The sequence below is a fragment of the Litorimonas sp. WD9-15 genome (assembly GCF_050271975.1).
Classification (GTDB): domain Bacteria; phylum Pseudomonadota; class Alphaproteobacteria; order Caulobacterales; family Maricaulaceae; genus Litorimonas.
Window position 1 is genome coordinate 1,162,888 of sequence record NZ_CP189850.1, and the last position, 21,809, is coordinate 1,184,696.

General features: G+C 54.9%; 1 protein-coding gene. It reads left to right on the plus strand.

Annotated elements, in window-relative coordinates; translation table 11 throughout:
- The first annotated feature begins 344 nt into the window (after positions 1-344).
- A complete protein-coding gene (locus tag ACP9M6_RS05490; protein WP_427454228.1) occupies positions 345-21,473 on the plus strand; it encodes a DUF7507 domain-containing protein in 21,129 nt (7,042 codons plus the stop codon).
- Positions 21,474-21,809 lie beyond the last annotated feature (336 nt).

Consider the following 21,809-nt stretch of genomic DNA (forward strand, 5'->3'; position numbering starts at 1 on the left):
TTACGAATCGTAACCATGGTTTAACCGAAGAAATTCGGATGTGCAATCTCAATCCGTAACCCATATGGGTTCCGATTTGTGAGTCACCCTTCGTCTCAATTCGCCGCAAAGGACTACAATCAAAAGTGGCGTTACCCGAATGTAGGTCAGGGCATAAGTTAACGGGTGAGATTTTGAAAAAAGAATAAATACAGATGGTTAAGTGACGTGCTCATGTAGATATTAACCTTTTTGAACCGCAGATAAATGCAAATGAATTTGTTAACCGTATTTCGAAAGGGAAGTTAACATCTGCGTAACATTTGGGTCACCACGCTCTGGTTTCGATTTTATGGAAACCGGTCATGCCGAACTTATTATATACACTGTTCACGCGTACAAAACGCCTTTTAAGCCGCACAGCGAAAGCCTCGGCGGTCGCCGCCCTCCTTCTCGGGGGGACGGCCGCATCCCAAACGGCCTGGGCAACAACCTTCACGGAAACTGTTCCAAATGGGAACGGTCCAATCCCGGATACATATCCTGCTGTTGGTGGCACGATGTTTGTTTTGATAGGGGTGAACGGAAATATCTACTACCAGTTCGTCAACCCTTCGACGCAATTCCAAGGTTTTGCAGGGACAGGCACTCCCACCGCCTTCCGCGGTATTCCGACATTTCAACTGGGCCCGCAACAGACACTGAATTGCGGGATCGTCTCGTGTTCTGACTATTTCGGTGGGTCCATTGCCGAAGGTTACGCTCGTCTTACCGTTCGCGATGCGGATGCCTGTCCGGGTAACTTTGATTTTGAAGACGTGGCCTTTCTGGTCAACGGGATTGAAGTCTCCAGCCTGTCCAACCTTGGGCCAACGGATGTGCAACGTACAAACCTGACCGGGACGACCCAAATTGCCAGTCAGGAAAACTGCTTCCGTAATCAAGGCACAACTGAAACAAGTACAGGGTGGTTCGATCTTCCTGGGCCGCTCCTTACAAATATTCTGTCTGTCGGAAGCACCACACCATTCATTCGGGATGACGATACTGGGAGTAGTACAACACGGGGTGATAATGCCTGGTTCTTCCAAGACGGTGTAGACGCAACAGGCACACCGGAAGTCGCGCCGGGTGTTACGATTGAAAAAATGGCTGACCGGACGGATTACGACGCCGTGGGCGATATTATCAATTATAGTTTCGAGGTGACGAATATCGGATCCGTCAGACTCAACAGCATTGTCGTCGATGATAGTTTCATTACAGGCGCAGTCTCTTGTCCGTTTACATCGCTCAATTCGGGCGACTCAATGACCTGTACGGGGCAGCATATTGTCACGCAGGAGAACATTGATAACGATGTCGTTTTTGTGAACACGGCGGAAGTGACGGCGAACCCAACTGAGGGTCAATTGGGCAACGTGTCCGGTACTTTGTCCATTCCCGGCCCCGCCGCCAATAATGTCATGACGCTGACAAAAGTCGCCGACAAGACGACGAACCTGACGGCGGGTGAGACGGTCACCTATACATATGTCGCAACAAATAATGGCAATATCACACTCAACGATGTGAACATCACGGATGTCCATTCAGGTGAGGGCACACTCTCTGCTGTCACGCCTGCCTCAGTTTCATTGGCGCCAAATGGCGGGAGCCAGACATTCACCTCGACCTATGTCGTCACGCAGGCCGACATAGATAGCGGCGCGGATATTACCAATACTGCGACGGCCAATTCCACACCCCGCCGGGGAACGATAGTCGCGCCCACAGCGGATGAGAGTATTTCCGTCACGGCCCCAACACCGGAAGCCGTCTTCTCCAAAATTGCTTCACCTGATTCGGATTTAGAAGAGGGCGATACCGTCACCTATACTTACACCGTTCAGAATACGGGTAATGTTACGCTGACCAATACCTCCGTCTCCGATGTTCATTCGGGGTCGGGCACACTTTCCGCGATTACGCCAACTGGCGTCGATATCGCGCCCGGTACGTCGCAGGACTTCACCGCGACCTATGTCATCACGCAGGACGATTTCGATTCTGGGGCGAATATCACGAACACAGCGACCCTCAATACTACACCGGCACGCGGCACATTAGGCGCACGCACAGCCGATGAAAGCGTCAGCCTCGCTGCGCCCGCACCGTCCGCCACCATGACCAAACTCGCCGATGATGATACAGATGTCGTCGAAGGCCAGACCCTTACCTACACCTATAATGTCGTGAACACGGGCGATGTGACGTTGGAAGATGTGACAATCACGGATGTCCACGCGGGCACGGGCACACTCTCCGCGATCACCCCTGCAACTGCGGATATTCCCGTCGGCGGCAATCAGGACTTCACGGCAACTTATGTTGTGCAGCAAACCGATATTGATGCGGGTGTCGCGATTACGAATACAGCGACCGCGAATGCAACGCCGACCCGTGGCGTATTTACGCCTGCGACTGCGGATGAATCCGTCACAACCGCAGGGCCCGCCCCGGCTGCGACACTTTCTAAGACGGCGGATAAAACCACGGATGTCGTAGAAGGCGACACGATCACATATACATATGTGTTTGAGAATACGGGCAATGTGACCCTGACAAATATCTCGGTCTCTGACGTTCATAACGGGGAAGGGACGCTCTCCGCCATTGCGCCCGCGACAGTCGCGACCCTTTTGCCGGGTGATGATGTCAGTTTTACCGCCACTTATGTCGTTCTGCAGGAAGACATTGATGCGGGTGGCCCGATTACAAACACTGCAACGGGTAACGCCACGCCTGCCAATGGCAGTTTCACTCCGCCGACGGATGGCGAGTCTCTGGCATTGGCCACACCCAACGCATCCGCAACACTCGTCAAGACACCTGATGTTTCGACGGACCTCTCGGCAGGTGACACGGTCACCTATACGTATCGCGTCACGAATAACGGCACAGTTACGTTAAGTAACCTCTCAGTTTCAGACGTGCATAGTGGGGAGGGTACGCTCTCCGCCGTCACGCCCGCAAATGTAACAACATTGGCCGTTGGTGATTTTGTTGACTTCACGGCGACCTATCTCGTCACGCAGGAAGATATTGATACGGGCGCGGCTATCACAAATACGGCCACGTTGAGCGCGACGCCGTCACAAGGCACGCTGGTCCCGACAACGGATGATGCGTCGGTTGCCGTTGAAGCCGCCACGCCGTCTACGACCCTGACGAAGACAGCTTCGGACGATGTTGACCTCGTAGAAGGTCAGACGATCACTTATACATATGTTGTGGCGAATGATGGCAATGTCGATTTGACAGCTGTTTCCATCAGCGATGTCCATAGTGGTACAGGCACACTCTCCGCTATTATCCCCGCCTCGGTTGATCTTGCGCCCACGGAAAGCCAGACTTTCACCGCGACGTATCAAGTCACACAAGCCGACGTGGATGCGGGCACAGCGATTACGAACACGGCCACGGCTAACGCAACGCCTGCTCGGGGAACTTACACACCAACGACAGCAGATGAATCCGTTGCCGTCGAAGCCGCAACTCCGGCTGCGACCCTGACTAAGACAGCCTCTGACGATACGGATGTCGTCGAAGGTCAAACGATCACCTATACATATGTCGTCACGAATACGGGCAATGTCGGGCTTGATAATGTCAGCCTGTCCGACAGCCATAGCGGGACGGGAACGCTCTCTGCGATCACGCCAGCTTCCGTTGATCTCGCCCCGACTGAAAGCCAGACTTTCACCGCGACCTATGTCGTGACGCAGGACGATGTGAATGCGGCCACGCCGATTACAAATACAGCGACCCTCGCGGCCACACCAAAACGTGGAACACTGGCCGCTGTCACAGCCGACGAAAGCGTCACCGTCGAAGCGCCAAATCCTTTACTCACCGTTGTAAAAACGGCGTCTGACACGACGGATGTTCAGGTTGGTGACACGATCACTTATACATATGCCGTCGTAAATACCGGCAATGTGACGATGGAGAATGTGTCCATCTCTGATGTGCAGAGCGGCGCCGGAGCACTCTCCGCCATTACGCCTGCCAGCGTCACATTGCAGCCGGGAGACAGCCAAGATTTCACCGCGACTTATGTGGTTCAACTGGAAGATATCGACGCGGGAACGGACATCACGAACACGGCGACTGTCAATGCGACGCCAGCCGCCGGTAGTTACACACCTGTCACCGATAATGAGACAGTGACTGTCGAAGCTGCCAATCCATTACTGACGGTCGTGAAGACCGCTTCGCAGACGACGAATGCCTCGGTTGGCGATATCATCACCTATACATATGTCGTCCAAAATACGGGCAATGTGTCTATGACGGCCGTCTCGGTCTCTGATGCGCATTCAGGTGTCGGCGCTCTATCCGCGATTACACCCGCCAGTGTCGATCTGGATCCCGGACAGTCGCAGACCTTCACCGCAACATATGAGGTCTTGCAAGCGGATATTGATGCGGGCACGTCGATTACAAACACGGCGACGGTTGCCGCTACACCTGCGCGTGGAACTTACACCCCCGCAACGGATGATGAGACGGTCACCCTCGAAGCCCTGACGCCGGATGTTGATTTTGCAAAGACAGTTTCTAAATCCTCGGACTTGGTTGCTGGTGAAACCATCACCTATAGCTATCTCGTTATTAATTCCGGCAATGTCACCTTGACGGATGTTGGTGTTTCCGATGTGCATGGTGGTACGGGCACACTCACCGCCATTACGCCAGCCAGTGTCGACCTTGCGCCAATGCAAAGCCAGACCTTCACGGCAACTTATGTCATCACACAAGAAGACATCGACTCCGGTGCGGATATTTCCAACACGGCGACGGTGAATGCCGTGCCTGCTACAGGGACTTTCACACCGGAAACGGATGACGAGACGGTCTCTGTTGAAGCTCCTAACCCTGCGCTGACATTTACAAAATCCGCGTCGCAAACATCCGGTCTCGCGGAAGGTGATATCGTCACCTATTCCTACACGGCAACAAACTCCGGTAATGTCACGATGAACGGTGTCTCGATTTCCGACGTGCATTCCGGGACGGGCATATTGTCTGCGATTACGCCAGCCTCTGTCGATCTTGCGCCAACGGAAAGCCAAATTTTCACGGCGACTTATACAATCACCCAAGCCGATATTGATTCGGGAGCAGATATTACAAACACGGCGACGGCTGCGGCGACACCCGCATTGGGCGCTTATACACCTGTGACAGCGGATGAGACGGTTGCCGTTAATGCGCCCGCGCCGGAACTCTCCATGACAAAGACCGCGGACGCGACGGCGGATGTCGAGGTCGGGCAAGTCATTATATATTCCTATGAGGTCACGAACTCCGGCAATATTACGATCACAGGTGTCTCGGTCTCCGATGTGCACTCTGGGTCTGGCACATTGTCTGCGATTACACCCGCATCTGTCGACCTCGCGCCAATGGAAAGCCAGATTTTCACGGCGACCTACACGATTACACAGGAAGATATCGATTCCGGCGCGGATATCACAAATACCGCGACAGCAGACGGCACGCCCGCCAATGGTGCGCTGACTCCTGCGACCGCCGATGAAACGGTTTCGCCGGAAGCGGCGGCCCCGAATGCGACCTTCACAAAAACTGCGTCTGACACAACTGATGTCAGCGAAGGCGACACGATTACCTACACTTACGTCGTCACGAATACGGGCAATGTCGGCCTAGACAATGTTTCCGTGTCTGATGTCCAATCCGGTACGGGAACGCTCTCCGCGATTACACCCGCCTCTGTTGATCTTGCCCCAACGGAAAGCCAGACTTTCACGGCGACTTATGTTGTCACGCAGGACGATATTGATGCGGGCACGGACCTGACAAATACGGCGACCCTTGCGGCCACACCAAAGGGTGGCACACTCGCGCCGATGACAGCGGATGAAACCGTCACGGTTGAAGGTCCAAACCCACTCTTGGATGTTCAGAAAACCGCGTCCAAAACGGCCAATGTTCTGGCAGGCGATATCATCACCTATAGCTACCGCGTCGAGAATACGGGCAATGTCTCCATGACGAATGTCTCGGTCTCTGATGTGCATTCAGGGCAGGGCACGCTTTCTGCGATTACGCCTGCTTCTGTCGATCTGGAGCCGGGTGAGGTGCAAATCTTCACGGCGACTTACGAAGTGACACAGGGCGATATCGACTCCGCGACACCGATTACGAATACGGCCACAGTTTCTGCGACACCTGCACGCGGCAGCTACATACCCGCGACAGATGATGAGACTGTCACACCTGATCCGGGTTCACCTGACGTCATTTTCAATAAGGTCGCGTCTAAAACCGCCAACCTCGTGGCGGGTGAGACGATCACTTATAGTTATACTGCCCAGAATACGGGTAATACGACCCTGACAAATGTCAGTGTGTCAGACGTTCATCAGGGTGACGGTACACTCTCGGCCATTACGCCGGCCTCTGTGGCCAGTCTTGCACCCGGTGCGACGGCGACCTTCACGGCGACGTATGAAGTGACCCAAGGCGATATTGATGCGGGCGTCGCTATCACGAACACGGCGACCCTGACGGCGACGCCTGCGACAGGTGTGTTGAACCCCGTTGATGCGACCGAGTCTGTCACACCGGAAACCTCCGGACCGGAATTGACCGTGGCGAAAACGGCGGATGCGACAGCGGATCTGTCTGTGGGCGAGACGATCACCTACACTTACCGCGTCACGAATACGGGTAATGTGACGATGGCCGATATCTCGGTCTCGGATGTACACTCAGGGTCAGGGCCGCTTTCCGCGATTACGCCTGCGACGGTTGCGACGCTGGCCATTGGCGATTTCGTAGATTTCACAGCGACTTATGTTGTGACCCAAGAGGATATCGACGCCGCTACGCCGATCACAAACACGGCGACGGTTGCTGCGACACCGCCCAGCGGGACTTATGTCCCTGCGACGGATGATGAGAATGTTGTGCTCGACGGTCCTGCGCCTGAACTGACGCTCGTCAAGACGGCAGACGTGACAGCTGATGCCGCCGCCGGTGATACAATTACCTATACTTACCGCGTCACGAACTCCGGCAATGTCACCGTCAACAACGTCATGGTTTCCGATGTCCATGAAGGGACAGGGCCATTCGGTGCGATTACGCCTGCCAATGTGCCTACATTAGACGTCGGGCAGTTTGCAGATTTCACCGCGACCTATGTCATCACACAGGCCGATATTGATGCGGGCACACCCGTTACCAATACAGCGACAGCCAATGCCACGCCTGTCGCAGGCACACTTACGCCCGCCACAGACTCGGAATCCGTCTCACCCGATGCACCCGCGCCGCTGGTCGATTTTGCAAAGACGGCTGACATCACAACAGATGTCGCGGTTGGCGATATCATCACTTATACTTATACCGCGACCAATACGGGTAATGTCACCCTGACCAATGTCAGCGTGTCCGATGTCCATGACGGCACAGGCACGCTCTCTGCGATCACACCGGCCAATATTGCAACACTGGCCGTGGGTCAGACAGTAAGCTTCACGGCCAGCTATGAAGTCACACAAGCGGACATCGACTCTGGCACGCCGATCACAAACACGGCGACCTTCACGGGCACACCAAGCGGTGGAACATTGCCACCGACAACGGATACAGAATCCGTGGGACCGGAAACACCAGCGCCCGTTCTGACACTCGACAAACGCGCGACGTCCACTGATTTCGTAATGGTTGGTGATGAACTGACCTATGAATATGATGTTGCGAATACTGGCAATGTCACGATTTCCGGTATCAGCGTTTCAGATGATAAAATTGCGACAATTAATTGCCCGGTCACGGAACTTGCGCCCGGGGCCTCCACGACTTGTACCGCGACATATGAAGTCACACAGGCAGATTTGGACACGGGGTCCGTCACGAATATCGCGTCTGTTGATGGTGCGCCGACAGGGGGAACACTCGTGCCGCCAACGGATACCGAAACAGTCGGCGGCACGCAATCTCCCGCACTGACACTCGCCAAGACCGCGATTGACACGGACTTCGCCATGGTCGGAGATGAGCTGTCGTACGAATATCTCGTGACCAATACGGGGAATGTCGAAATTACCGATTTGGTCGTCTCTGACGATAAAATCACGACAGTCGTTTGTCCTGTAACAACGCTGGCCCCGACAGAGTTCACAACCTGTACAGCGACCTATGCCGTGACGCAGGAAGACCTGGACGCTGGATCCGTGACGAACATTGCATCCGCGAATGCTACACCAGCGGGTGGAACCCTAACGCCTGCGGGTGACACGGCGACTGTGGACGGGACGCAGTCCCCGGCTTTGACCTTGGAGAAAACAGCGCTCACATCCGACTTTGCTGCCATAGGCGACACGTTAGAATATGAATATCTCGTCACGAATACGGGTAACGTCACGATCAGTTCTGCGATTGAAGTCGAGGATGATAAGATCACGGTTCCGGCCATCGTAACCTGCCCGGCCCTACCTGCGGGTGGGTTGCAACCGACGCAGAGCCTGACTTGTACGGCCAGCTATTCCGTGACCCAAGCCGATCTGGACACAGGTTTTGTCACAAATATCGCATCTGCGTCTGACGGAACAACGACATCGCCAACGGATGATGCAACGGTTTCGGGCACGCAATCACCTGTCCTAACAATCGCAAAAATCGCGCGTGAGACCGAGTTCGACGCGATTGGAGATTTAATTAATTACGACTATACCGTCACGAATACGGGCAATGTCGGGATCGCCGATATTGTCGTAACTGATGACAAAATCGCTTCCGTCACCTGTAATGTTGCGGCTATCGGCAATGGCGATGCTATTCTCGACCCGACAGAATCTGTTGTCTGTACGGGTACTTATGAAGTCACGCAGGCTGATTTGGATACGGGCTCTGTCACGAACCTCGCCTCTGCTGGCGGGACACCGAATGGCGGAACACTGACACCACCGGAAACGTCTGAGACAGTCGACGCCGTCCAAATGCCAGCTCTGACATTGGCAAAGGCTGCGGGCGAAACATCGTTCAATGCTGTTGGCGATATTCTCACTTATACTTACACCGTCACGAATACGGGCAATGTCCTCGTATCCGACATCACGGTCACCGATGATAAGATCGCAACCGTGGTCTGCGACGTTGCGGCGATTGGCAATAATGATGACAATCTCGACCCGACGGAAACGGTTATCTGTACGGCGAATTATGAAGTCACGCAGGAAGACCTGGACGCCGGGTCTGTTACGAATAATGCGGAAGCTTCCGGCACGCCTGCGGGCGGCACGCTAGCGCCTGCCGGTGATGACGAAACCGTGGATGCTGTGCAAACGCCGTCACTTGAAACTGTCAAAACGGCCACAGATGTGAATTTCGAACTGCCCGGTGACATCACGACCTATGAATATGTCGTCACGAATACGGGTAATGTCACGATTACCGACCCCATCACAGTGACAGACAACCTGATCGCGACCGTAAACTGTCCGGCTCTGCCGACAGGTGGTTTGGCCCCGAATGCCAGCCTGACCTGTACCGCAACCTATGAAGCGACACAGGCCGATTTGGATGCAGGACAGGTGACGAACTTGGCCTCTGCCACGGACGGTACAACGACCTCGACGCAAACGTCCGAGACAATTCCGGCGGATCAATCTCCGGCTCTGTCCATCGTGAAAACACCGCTCTTCAGTGATTTCACAATGGCGGGCGATGTTGTTGAGTACCAATTCGACGTCACGAATGAGGGCAACGTAACCCTGACGGGTGGCGTAGATGTGATTGATGATAAGATCGGCACAATTTCTTGCGTCACCGGAAATCTCACACCCGGCGCAACGCAAACCTGCACGGCCAGCTATACGATCACCCAAGCGGATATTGATGCGGGTGAGGTGATGAACCAAGCCTTTGCACAGAACGGAACACTGGTCTCTGCACCCGTCGATGTCACTGTGACGGGGACCCGTACGCCGTCCCTCGGTTTCGTGAAACGCGCCACAACCGCGGAATTCGTCAATGCGGGCGATGTCATTAATTACGAATTTGACGTTGAAAATACGGGCAATGTCACCCTGACATCTGTTTCCGTCTCTGATGACATTATTGCCAATGTAGTTTGTCCTCTGACGGAACTTGCCCCTGCGCAGACCATGGTTTGTACGGCCAGCTATACCGTGACACAGGCCGATGTGGATGCGGGCGAGGTCGTTAATAATGCCTCTGTCGCGGGGACACCTCCGGGTGGCGGCACACCGACGGAAACGCCGGGCACGACCACAGTTGGAAGTGATGCGCAGCCAAGTCTGACATTTGACAAACGTGCGGTTTCCACCGCGTTTGATATGGTGGGCGACATTCTCAGCTATGAATTCGATGTTGAAAATACGGGCTCTGTTACGCTCTCTAATATCGTCATTGAAGATGATCTGATTGCGTCTGTCATCTGTCCTCTGACGACACTCGCACCGGCGCAAAGCATGGTCTGTTCCGCGACATATGAGGTGACGCAAGCGGATGTGGACGCGGGTGAAGTCATCAATAATGCGTCGGCCAAATCCGATCTGCCAAATGGCGATCCGCTGCCGGAAGTTCCCGATACGGTCACAATTTCAGGCGATCAAACGCCTAGTCTCTCCGTCGTCAAAAACGCACTCACAAACAGCTTTGACGCTGTGGGCGATATTGTCGACTTTGAAGTCATCGTCACAAATACGGGCAATGTTTCGGTCTCCGGCATCGTCGTGGACGATCCCCTGATCCCAAGCCTCTCCTGCTCGTCCGCAGCTCTGGCACCGACCGCAAGTTTCACCTGTACCGGGTCCTATACAGTCACGCAGGCCGATATTGATAACGGTTCTCTGACAAACACCGTTTCCGTCTCCGGCACACCCGCTGGCGGCACATTGTCTCCTGTTGGGACAACTGAAACTGTCGATGCAGATCTCGTGCCAGGTTTGACCGTTGTGAAGACGGCGCAAACCTCTGATTTCACACGGGTTGGCGATACAATTAATTACGATTATCTTGTCACAAATTCCGGTAACACGACCTTGACTGATCCGATTTCAATTACGGATGACAAGATCGCGTCTGTCTCATGCCCGGTCATTCCGGCAGGTGGATTGGCGCCAACGGAAAGTCTGACTTGTTCCGCGACTTATGTTGTGACGCAGGCCGATTTGGATGCGGGGCAGGTGACGAACCTCGCCACGGCAACAGACGGTATCAACACATCGCCGGAAGTGTCCGAGACGGTGGGCGGCGTACAAACCCCGTCCCTCGCCATGACGAAGACGGCCTCTCCGCAGACTTATGCGGCGGTCGGCGATATGGTGACTTACAGCTACGTCATCACGAATACGGGTAATGTGACCGTCACAGACGCCCTCTCCGTTTCCGATGATCGCATCGCCTCTGTCGCCTGTCCGGCTCTGCCAGCTGGTGGATTGGTTCCGGGCGCGAGCCTGACTTGTACGGGTACAGACACCGTGTCCCAAGAGGACATTGATAATGGATCCGTGACGAACCGGGCGACAGGTACCGATGGCACGACAACGACGGATCCGGTTGACGAAACCGTATCCGCCGATCTCCAGCCTGCACTCGCGATTGAAAAGTCTGCGCGTAGTACATCCTTCACGACTGTCGGTGAAATTGTCGATTATGATTATCTCGTCACGAATACGGGTAATGTTACCATTACCGAGCCGATCACGGTGTCTGATGACAAGATCGCGTCCGTTTCCTGTCCGGCGCTGCCGGGCGGTCGCTTGGCCCCGAATGCGTCGCTGACCTGTTCCGCGCAGTATGAAGTCACGCAAGCTGACATCGACGCTGGCGAAGTCACTAATGTGGCGTCCGCCCGCACGGGAACAACAGTTTCCTCAACAGATGACGTCACAGTCCCGGCAACGCAGACGCCTGCGCTATCAGTTGTGAAATCCGCGCTGGAGACCAGTTTCTCCGCACCAGGTGATGTGCTGTCCTATGAATATCGCGTCCGCAATACGGGTAATGTCACATTGACGGGGAATATCTCCGTTGCGGATGACAAGATTGAAAACGTCATCTGTCCGGCCCTGCCCATGGCAGGTTTGCAGCCGAACGAGGAGATCGTCTGTACGGCGACTTATCTTGTGACACAGGCCGATTTGGATGCGGGTGAGGTGACGAATATCGCCTCCGCGTCTAATGGTGGAACGACATCGCCAACGGATAGCGCGACGGTGGAAGCTGACGACATGCCAGCCCTTTCCATCCGCAAATCTTCCGATCTCTCCACGTTTAACACACCTGGGCAGATCATCACTTACACCTTTGACGTCACCAATACGGGTAACGTGACACTGACTGATCCGGTCACCGTCTCAGATAACCGCATTCCCGATGTCACTTGTCCGGCGCTGCCGGCGGGTGGATTGGTTCCGGGCGCATCCATTACCTGTACGGGTACGGACGAAGTCGAACAGGCCGATATTGATGTAGGCGTGGTTGAGAACACGGCGTCAGCCGCCAGCGGTGATACAGAGTCGGACGAAACAACGCGTCGTGTCTTTGCGACCCGCACGGCTGAACTCGTGATTGAGAAAACGGCAACGAATATCGACTTCACCCTGCCGGGCGATATCGTGACCTATGAATATGTCGTCACCAACTCGGGTAACACAACGATTACAGATCCGATTACGGTTAGTGACAATCGCATCCCGAATGTTGTTTGTCCGGCTCTTCCAACGGACGGTCTGGCGCCGGATGCGAGCCTGACTTGTACCGCCGATTATGTCGTCACACAGGACAATCTCGACATTGGCGTGGTCGTCAATATCGCGACGGCGACGGACGGCACAACGACCTCTGCGCCGGATAGTGAGACGATTCCGGCCAATGCCAATCCTGCGCTAGAAATCCGTAAGTCCTCGGATGAACTGCCATTCTCGGCGGCGGGCGATATCCTGACTTATTCTTTCGAGATTGAGAACTCAGGTAACGTGACTCTCACGGGCAATATCTCCGTCACGGATAACCGGATCGGCACCTTTGTCTGTTATACAGGCAACTTCATTCCGGGGCAGATTGAAACCTGTACAGCGGATTACGAAGTCACGCAGGCCGATATGGACCGCGGCTCCGTCACCAATGACGCGTTCGCGACACATCCACGGACGAATAGCCCGACAGATTTCGTGACAATTCCGGCCGATCAGCAGCCTGAAATCGGTTTGGTCAAAGACGCCGTCACGACAGAATTTACAAATGTCGGCGACACGCTGGACTATACTTATACCGTCACCAACCTTGGTAACGTAACGATCATGTTCCCGGTTTCCATCTCGGATGACCGCATTCCGGATGTGACCTGTGATGCATTGCCCGCGGGCGGCCTCGCTCCCGGTGGCACATTGATCTGTCGCGGTACGGATACAGTCTCCCAAGAGGATATTGATGCGGGCTTTGTTACCAACACGGCGACAGCCACGGACGGCACAACGACATCGACGCCGCAGACTGAAACGATTGGCGGTGTACAAGCCCCTGAACTGACGATTGAGAAACTCGCACAAAATAGCGACTTCACAGCCGTGGGCGATACGCTCGACTATAATTATGTCGTCACGAATACGGGTAACATCACATTGACGGACCCCGTCACAATTACGGATGACCGCATTGATACCGTCACCTGTCCAGCCCTGCCCATTGGTGGATTGCAGCCGGGCGCGACATTGCTCTGTACGGCCACAGATACAGTCACGCAGGCCGATCTGGATGCGGGCTTTGTGACCAACACGGCTTCTGCGCGCTCAGGCGCCACGCAGTCTGATGAAGACGACGCGACCGTGACCGGCACACAAACGCCAGAACTGTCCCTCGAGAAAACTGCCACATCCGGAGATTTCTCGGCGGCGGGTGATATTGTCAGCTATGATTATGTTGTGACCAATACGGGTAATGTGACGGTCACTGCGCCCATCACCGTGTCCGATGATAAAATCGCCTCCGTTACCTGTCCGGCCCTACCGGCCGGTGGCCTTGCGCCAACGCAGACCCTGACCTGTTCGGCTGATTACGAAATCACACAGGCCGATGTGGATGCAGGTTTTGTCACGAACCTCGCGACAGCGACTGATGGCGAGACTAGCTCGGAAGAAGTGTCCGAGACGGCAGAGGCTGCACAAGCCCCGTCACTCACACTTGTGAAAACCGCGCTGACGACTGAATTCGCAGCGGCGGGCGACACGTTGGATTACGAATATCTCGTGACCAATTCGGGTAATACGACAATCACACAAGCCATCACCATTAGGGATGACCGGATTGCTGCGATCACATGCCCGGCGCTGCCAGCGGGTGGATTGCTGCCAAATGCGTCCATCACCTGTACGGCAACGGATACGTTGGATCAGGCCGATATTGATGCAGGAACAGTAACAAATGTCGCGACTGCGACGGATGGAACGACATCTTCGAATGAAGAGACCGAGACTGTTTCCGGCAACATTACGTCTGCCTTTACTATTGATAAGGTCGCGCAGACCAATGACTTCTCGATGGTCGGCGACGTGCTGTCCTACGACTTCATCATCCGCAATACGGGTAACGTTACGCTGACCGATGCCTTCACAGTGTCCGATGACAAGATCGGTGAAATTAATTGTCCGACAAATCCGGGCCTAGTCCCGAATGCGACGCTGACCTGTTCGGCAGATTATGAAGTCACACAAGCCGATCTAGATGCGGGTCAAGTTACCAATATCGCGACGGCGAGTTCCGGCGGTGAAACGTCTGAGCCTGATGTTGTGACCATTACGGGCACACAGACACCGGAACTGACGATTGAAAAGTCTACAGAGACGGCGAGCCTGACAGCTGCCGGTCAGTTTGTGACCTATAATTATCTCGTCACAAATACGGGTAACACATCCATCACGACACCGATTACGGTAACTGATGATAAGATCGCGGATGTCATCTGTCCGGCGCTGCCAGCTGATGGTTTGGCACCGCAAGGCACACTGACTTGTTCTGCGGATTACACAGTTACGCAAGCTGATCTCGATGCGGGTCAAGTCACCAATATCGCGACTGCGTCAGATGGTGAAACAACCTCTGCACCTGATACAGTCACAGTTGAGACCGAGGCTGAGGAAAGCCTGCTCATCGTCAAACGCGCGACAACCGAAGGGTTCTCCGCCGTCGGTGACATCGTGTCTTACGAATATGACGTGACGAATACGGGTAACCTGACACTCACAACGCCTGTCACCGTTTCTGATGACAAGATCGCGGATGTGACCTGTCCGGCTCTGCCAGCGGGTGGTCTCGCGCCGCAAGCCACGCTGACATGTTCCGCAGATTATGCGGTGACACAGGCGGATCTGGATGCAGGGCAGGTGACGAACCTCGCCACGGCGACATCCGGTGGGTCCGAGTCCGAGGAAGTATCGGAAACGGTCGAAGCGATGACTAACCCCGAATTGGATGTCCGCAAGACGACAGAAAACACACGCCAAATGTTCGGGCCGATTTTCGAAGTCACCTATAATCTCGAACTTGAAAATACGGGCAATGTCACGCTGACCAATGTTCAGCTGGAAGACGATCTCGCGGCCAGTTTTGCGCCTGCGACGCTTGTCGGCACGCCGACACTCGACGCCACAGGTGTGACCGCAAATAGTGAGTATGATGGTGTGACAATCACCGACCTTCTCGCGGGTCTGGATAATCTCGCCGTGGGTGAGATGGCTTCTCTAACGTTGACGGCCCAACTCGATATCACAAATGGCGTCCCTGCACAGGGCAATACGGCCTTTGGGTCCTCGCCAGCCTTGCCGCAGCCCGTCGCGTCCGATGATGAAACCATCACGCCCAATACGCCGGAGGATACCAATCCTGCGCCTGTCGACCTTGGCGACGAGGATGGTGACGGCGCACCGGATCGTTTCGAGAGTCCAACAGCAGACCGCGATGGTGACGGAATTCCGGACAGCATGGATTATGACCCAACAGGTTATTTCTATTGCGAAGAAAACGGCAACATCCTGCCGGGTGGTGGCATCTCTGTCGCGGGTCCCGCAGGTGTGAACAGCGCTGTCGGGACACTCAATAATATTGTGATTGTTGAAGATGGTTCCAACGGCTTCTATCAGTTCTACGTCACGGCACCGGGGCGTTACACATTGACGCCGACCTATCCTGATACGGGTCTGGTCAGCACAGCCCGTCTTCCCATCGAAGAGGGTCTGGATGTCAGTACACGCACAGATAACCCTGCCATCCTCGGCTCGTCCGAAGTCGGTGACACGGGTCAAATCGCGGACTTCTCCGCAGACGCCAATGCGCCGTTCTACTTCGAATTTGAATTCGAAGCTGGCGATCCGTCTGTCTTATTAAACAATATCCCGCTTCGCGCCTGTGGTATTCCAGCGATTGAGCTGGCGAAATCCAGCACGGGTGACCCGGAACGTCTTGATGATGGCCGTCAATTGGTCAGCTATAATTTCGATGTGACGAATACAGGTGAAACGTTGGTTGAGGATATCCGAATTGAGGATGATCTGGCTGCTGTCTTTGGCATTGACCGTGTTGAGGTTCAAACGCTCGACATTACCGCCGCACCTGATGGCTTCGCGGGACAGGTCAATCCGGGTTTTGACGGACAGACTGTGACGGATCTTCTGATCGGAGCAGGCGACCTCGCGCCGGGTGAAATCCTGAGCCTCAATCTGCAAGCCGCCGTTAATCCGGCTGTGGACGGCGAATATACAAATGTCGCGACAGTATCCGCCACGGGTCCACGGGACACAGGGGATATTTCGGGCGAGGGCACAGCCACGCTCGAACTTCTGCCACTCGCCGATGCCAGCTTCCTGCGTGTCACGAAAACGGCCAGCCCGCGGACGGTCCAGATCGGTGATCCGGTGCTCTACACAATCTCGGTCACGAACGAGTCGGCCTCGACCCTGACAGGCGTGGATATTGTTGACCGCTTGCCGGAAGGGTTCGCCTATGTGCCGAACAGTTCCCGTGTGTCCGATGCGTCTGATGTCGTCGAATTGGAACCAACTGTCCGCTCCCGTGGCGTGTTGAGCTGGTCACTGAATGCGGGTGAAGTCACGCCGCTGGATGCGCTGCAACCCGGTGAAACGATCTCGGTCAATCTGCAACTCCTTGCGGGTCCGAATGTCACATTCGGCGCGCATGAGAACCAAGCCTTTGCAGAAAATACGGCAACAGGGACACGGTCTGACATCGCCACGGCTGTCGTCGATTACATTCCTGAACCGAGCTTCGATTGTACGCCCGTCATTGGTCGCGTCTATGATGATGTGAACGTTAACGGCTATCCGGATGACGGCGAACCCGGTCTGCCGGGTGTCCGCCTCGTGACCGTGAACGGCGACATCATCACAACGGATGAATATGGTCGCTATCACATTCCATGTGCGATCTTGGCGGATGCTGAAAACGGGTCCAACTTCCTGTTGAAAGCTGACACGCGTACATTGCCGCTCGGCTATGCGCCGACGACGGAGAACCCGCGGGTTGTCCGCGCTACGCGTGGTAAATTCGTGAAGATGAATTTTGGTGCCGGTTTCCGCACGAAGCTCCGCGTCGACTTTATGGCCGAGGACTTCAATCTCGACGGGACAGGTATTGCGGCTGCCAAAGTGCAGGAGCTGCAGAGCTTCCTCGCACAGAATGATGCGGCCGAACGCGCTGTTCTTGTCTTCAATGCAGAAGACGACATGAGCGTTGATGCCGCCCAAGCCCGCCTTCAGGTAGCTTTGGAAGCTGTCCGCGATCTTGCGCCAAACTCTCTTAAAGACATCGCGCTTGAGGCGAGTTGGGGTCAGGCTAAATATTACGAAGAGTCCGGCAATATTGCAGGCGAAGTCTTTGGTGGACGTGTACCATCCGATGAAGGTGAGATGGACGCTATCAAAGATAATGGCCGAGAAAACGGGACAGATCGTCAGGCCTTCGCTCTTGGTGAAAATGGCCTGATCGGACCTGTCGGACGTGATGCTTTGACAGATCGTGATGAAGATCGTCGCTGGAATAATGGTGGAGGTCTGCGTGACAATCATACTGACCAGGATGACGAGGGTGCGCTCGCATCTGACACGCGTCGCAATCGCGCGTCTGTTCTGGGTCGTCGTGACCGCGTGACGGAAGCGGATCAAAGCCCGGCTCCGGGTCGTCTGCAACGTTGGCTGGGCTGGGGTAACTCCACGTCTGCCTATGTTGACAGTATGGAACTGGAAACGACTGTCGATAGTCTCGATCCCGTCAAGCGCCTGAATGCGCAGGTGGATGTCGTGAACTGGAACGGTGTCCGCACGCTGAAGGCTGCGACCTATTCCAACTATGCGGCCTTTACGGACCGTCTGGAAATTCGCGTCTTTGATGCGCGACGTTCCGCACGGGGAGAGCCGCTCTTCACGATACCTGTGACAGGGACAGAGGCCTCAATGGCTGTGCCGGATATCCTGCCTGAAAACATGCTCTATATCCTGCGCGCTTACGGCAAAGACGGGGCCTTTGATGACACTGCACCGAAACGTCTGCGTGTTGGTGAGGCTAAGTTCGATCTGACGGAATCCGAGTGGGTCGCGGAAGCGCCGAACAGCTTTGGTCAGAATACATTACAAGTCTCGAACATCCTCGTGCGCGGCGGAGCCGTGCGCGTCTATGGCCGCAATGTTGCGGGTGAAACTGCGACTGTTATGGGTGAGCAGGTCCGCGTCGATGAGCAGGGACGTTTCGTCATGGAACAGCTTCTGCCCGCCGGAGAGCAATCCGTCATGATCGAAGCCGGTGGTCAAACCATTGCCCGTATGGTCGATGTCAAAGCCCGCGAGACATTCTATGTCGCGCAGGTCGAGGCGACGATTGGTCAACGCATTGGAGATGACGATACGTTTGAGGAAGGCCGCGTGGCCTTCTACGTCCGCTCCCGCCTGAATGACCGTTGGACGGTCACAGCAACAGCGGATACGGGCGAAGCCGGATTGGGCGACCTTGTCTCCACATTGGATGATAAAGACCTTGATCAATTGCTGCGGCGTCTGGACCCCGATCGTTATTATCCGACCTATGGTGATAATTCCACGATTGAGCAGGACGCGCCGACATCCGGTCGTATCTATGCCCGTGTGGAACGGGACGATGATTATGCGCTCTGGGGCAATTATCAGACCGATTTCAACGATACGGAATTCGCCCGTGTGAACCGGACGCTCTATGGTGCGAAACTGCACTGGGATGAAAACGGCTTCACGACGCTGGGCGATGCCCGCACAGCCGTCACAGCCTTCATCGCAGAAGGCGGAACCCGCCAGGCGCGCGATGAACTGCGCGGCACGGGCGGCTCGGTCTACTACTTACGTCACGGTGATATTTCGATTGGCTCGGAACAGCTCCGCGTGGAAACGCGCGATAGTGTCTCCGGTCTGGTTACAGAATCCCGTCGCCTACAATATGGGACAGATTATGATCTCGACTTTATCCAAGGTCGTGTGATCCTGACCCGTCCGCTGGGCAGTACGGGGGATGACGGACGTCTCTTCCGCGACGGATCACAATCCGGCAATGCGCAAGTCCTTGTCGCTGATTATGAGTTTACGCCCGTCTTCGGTGCGAATGACACGGGCGCTGTCTATGGCGCACGGGCCAAACGCTGGTTCGGCGATCACGTCAAACTCGGCGCGACCTATAATCATTCTGATGATGGCGGCGTGGAATCTGACCTCTATGAGATGGACCTGACCCTGCAATATGCGGCTGGGACTTACATCAAAGGCGAAATCGCCCGCAGTGAAGGTCTGGGTGTCGAAACCTTCGCTTCTATCGATGGTGGCTTTACCTATAATGCCGCCGACCGTGGAGAAGTCTTTGGCGACGAGAATGTCGATGCCATGGCCTATGCGATTGAAGCAGCGGTCAACTTCTCCGAAGTGTCTGATCTCGAAGGCTCCGCCTATACTTATTGGCGCAAACGTCAGGCCGGCTTTGCGGGCTATGCAGAAGCGACCAATAGCTCGGTCGAGCAGTTTGGTGGCGGTATGGATATCGTGATTGCCAAGGGCCTCGAATTCGGCGCCCGCGCGGATATCTCCGACTCCGAGATCATCGGCACGAACAGCTTCGCCGAAGCGCGCGTCGATTACGCCCTGAACGAGAAGACAACACTTAGCGGTGGTCTGTCCTTTAATGATGATGCACGCGGCAATGCCGGAGCGTCTGTTGGATTGCGCGGAGAGTATCAGTTTACGGATGACTCTAATCTCTATGTCTTTGGCCAAGTTGGTTTGACAGGTGACAATACCCGAACAACGGACCGTCTGGGCGTTGGCGGCGAAGTCCGCCTGTCCAAGACATTCTTCGGTGGCGGCGAAGTCTCCACGGGCGAAGACGGTCTGGGTGCGCGCGCAACACTCCGCCGAGAGGAAGAGGATGGGGACGAATATTACCTCGCCTATGACCTTCCGCTACAGGCGCAGCCGACATCTAATTACGGCACGTTCAATGTCGGGGCGCGCAAGCGTTACGGCGATGCACTCTCCGTCTTTGGTGAGGAACGTTTGCAGTTCAATCAACGCGGTCTGAACGGAATTACACATGCCTATGGCGTCGAATACACGCCCGGAAAGTGGAACTTCGGTTTGAACGGCGAAGTGGGTCGGATCGACCAACTCGACCGTGAAGCCTTTGGTCTGTCGACCGGATTCGCGAATGAGCGATTCAAGGCCGGCTTTGCCGCTGAATGGCGTCAGGACAAAAATATCGACACAGACGCCGAGCGCGAAACTTGGCTCCTGCGTTGGACCTCGCAATATCAGGCGAGCGAAGAGCTGCGTCTGCAGGGTAAGTTCAACCGCGCCATGTCCAAACAAACGGAAGATGGTGATCTAGGTCCAGTCGACTTTAATGAGGCCGAGTTCACTGAAGGCTCTATCGCGGCGGCGTACCGCCCGATCTGGGATGACCGCTTCAACTTGCTGGCCAAATATACCTATCTCGAAGACCTATCTCCGACGAGTCAGCGCTTTGGCGGCGAGACTCTGAACTATCGTCAGATTTCGGAAATTGTCTCCGTGGATGCCGCCTATGACGTGTCGCAGAAATGGACGCTGGGCGGTAAATATGCGCATCGTTCCGGACAGGTCACATCCAACCGTGAGAGCCTCGACTTTACGAAGTCCTCGGCTGACCTCGGTGTCATCCGCCTCGACTACCACGCGACCCACCAATGGGATCTGCATCTGGAAGGCCGCTGGTTGGATATCGGTAACGGCGTCATCACCCGCACAGGGGGGCAGGCCGGCGTCTATCGCCACATGAACGACAATGCCAAGCTGGGCGTCGGCGTCACATGGGGCGGTATCGAGGAGCAATATCTCGGCGCGCTGGAAGACGAAGATGATCTGGGTTGGTATTTGAACTTGGTCGGAAAATTCTAAGGCCGTAAATACGGTAATTATAATGACGGTCGGGTCCTTTTGGTCCGACCGTTTTCATTTATATTTCGCTATGTGACAGTCAGAATGTGACAAATATGACAATAACTGTCATAAATTTGTAAAAAATATTCTCAATATAAATTTATCTAAATAACTGTTTCTTATATAAAAATTTCCTCCCACGTGAAGTGAGTAGCCCACCTTAACGCCCCGTTAACACCTTATTTCTTGACAGTTTTGTGACAGTTTGTGTAACAGAGATGTCACAAGAGGTTAGGCTTTCGGTGCGTATGCCAACGGCGCGCGTCTGCAGCCCCATAAAAGAACAGAGTTGGT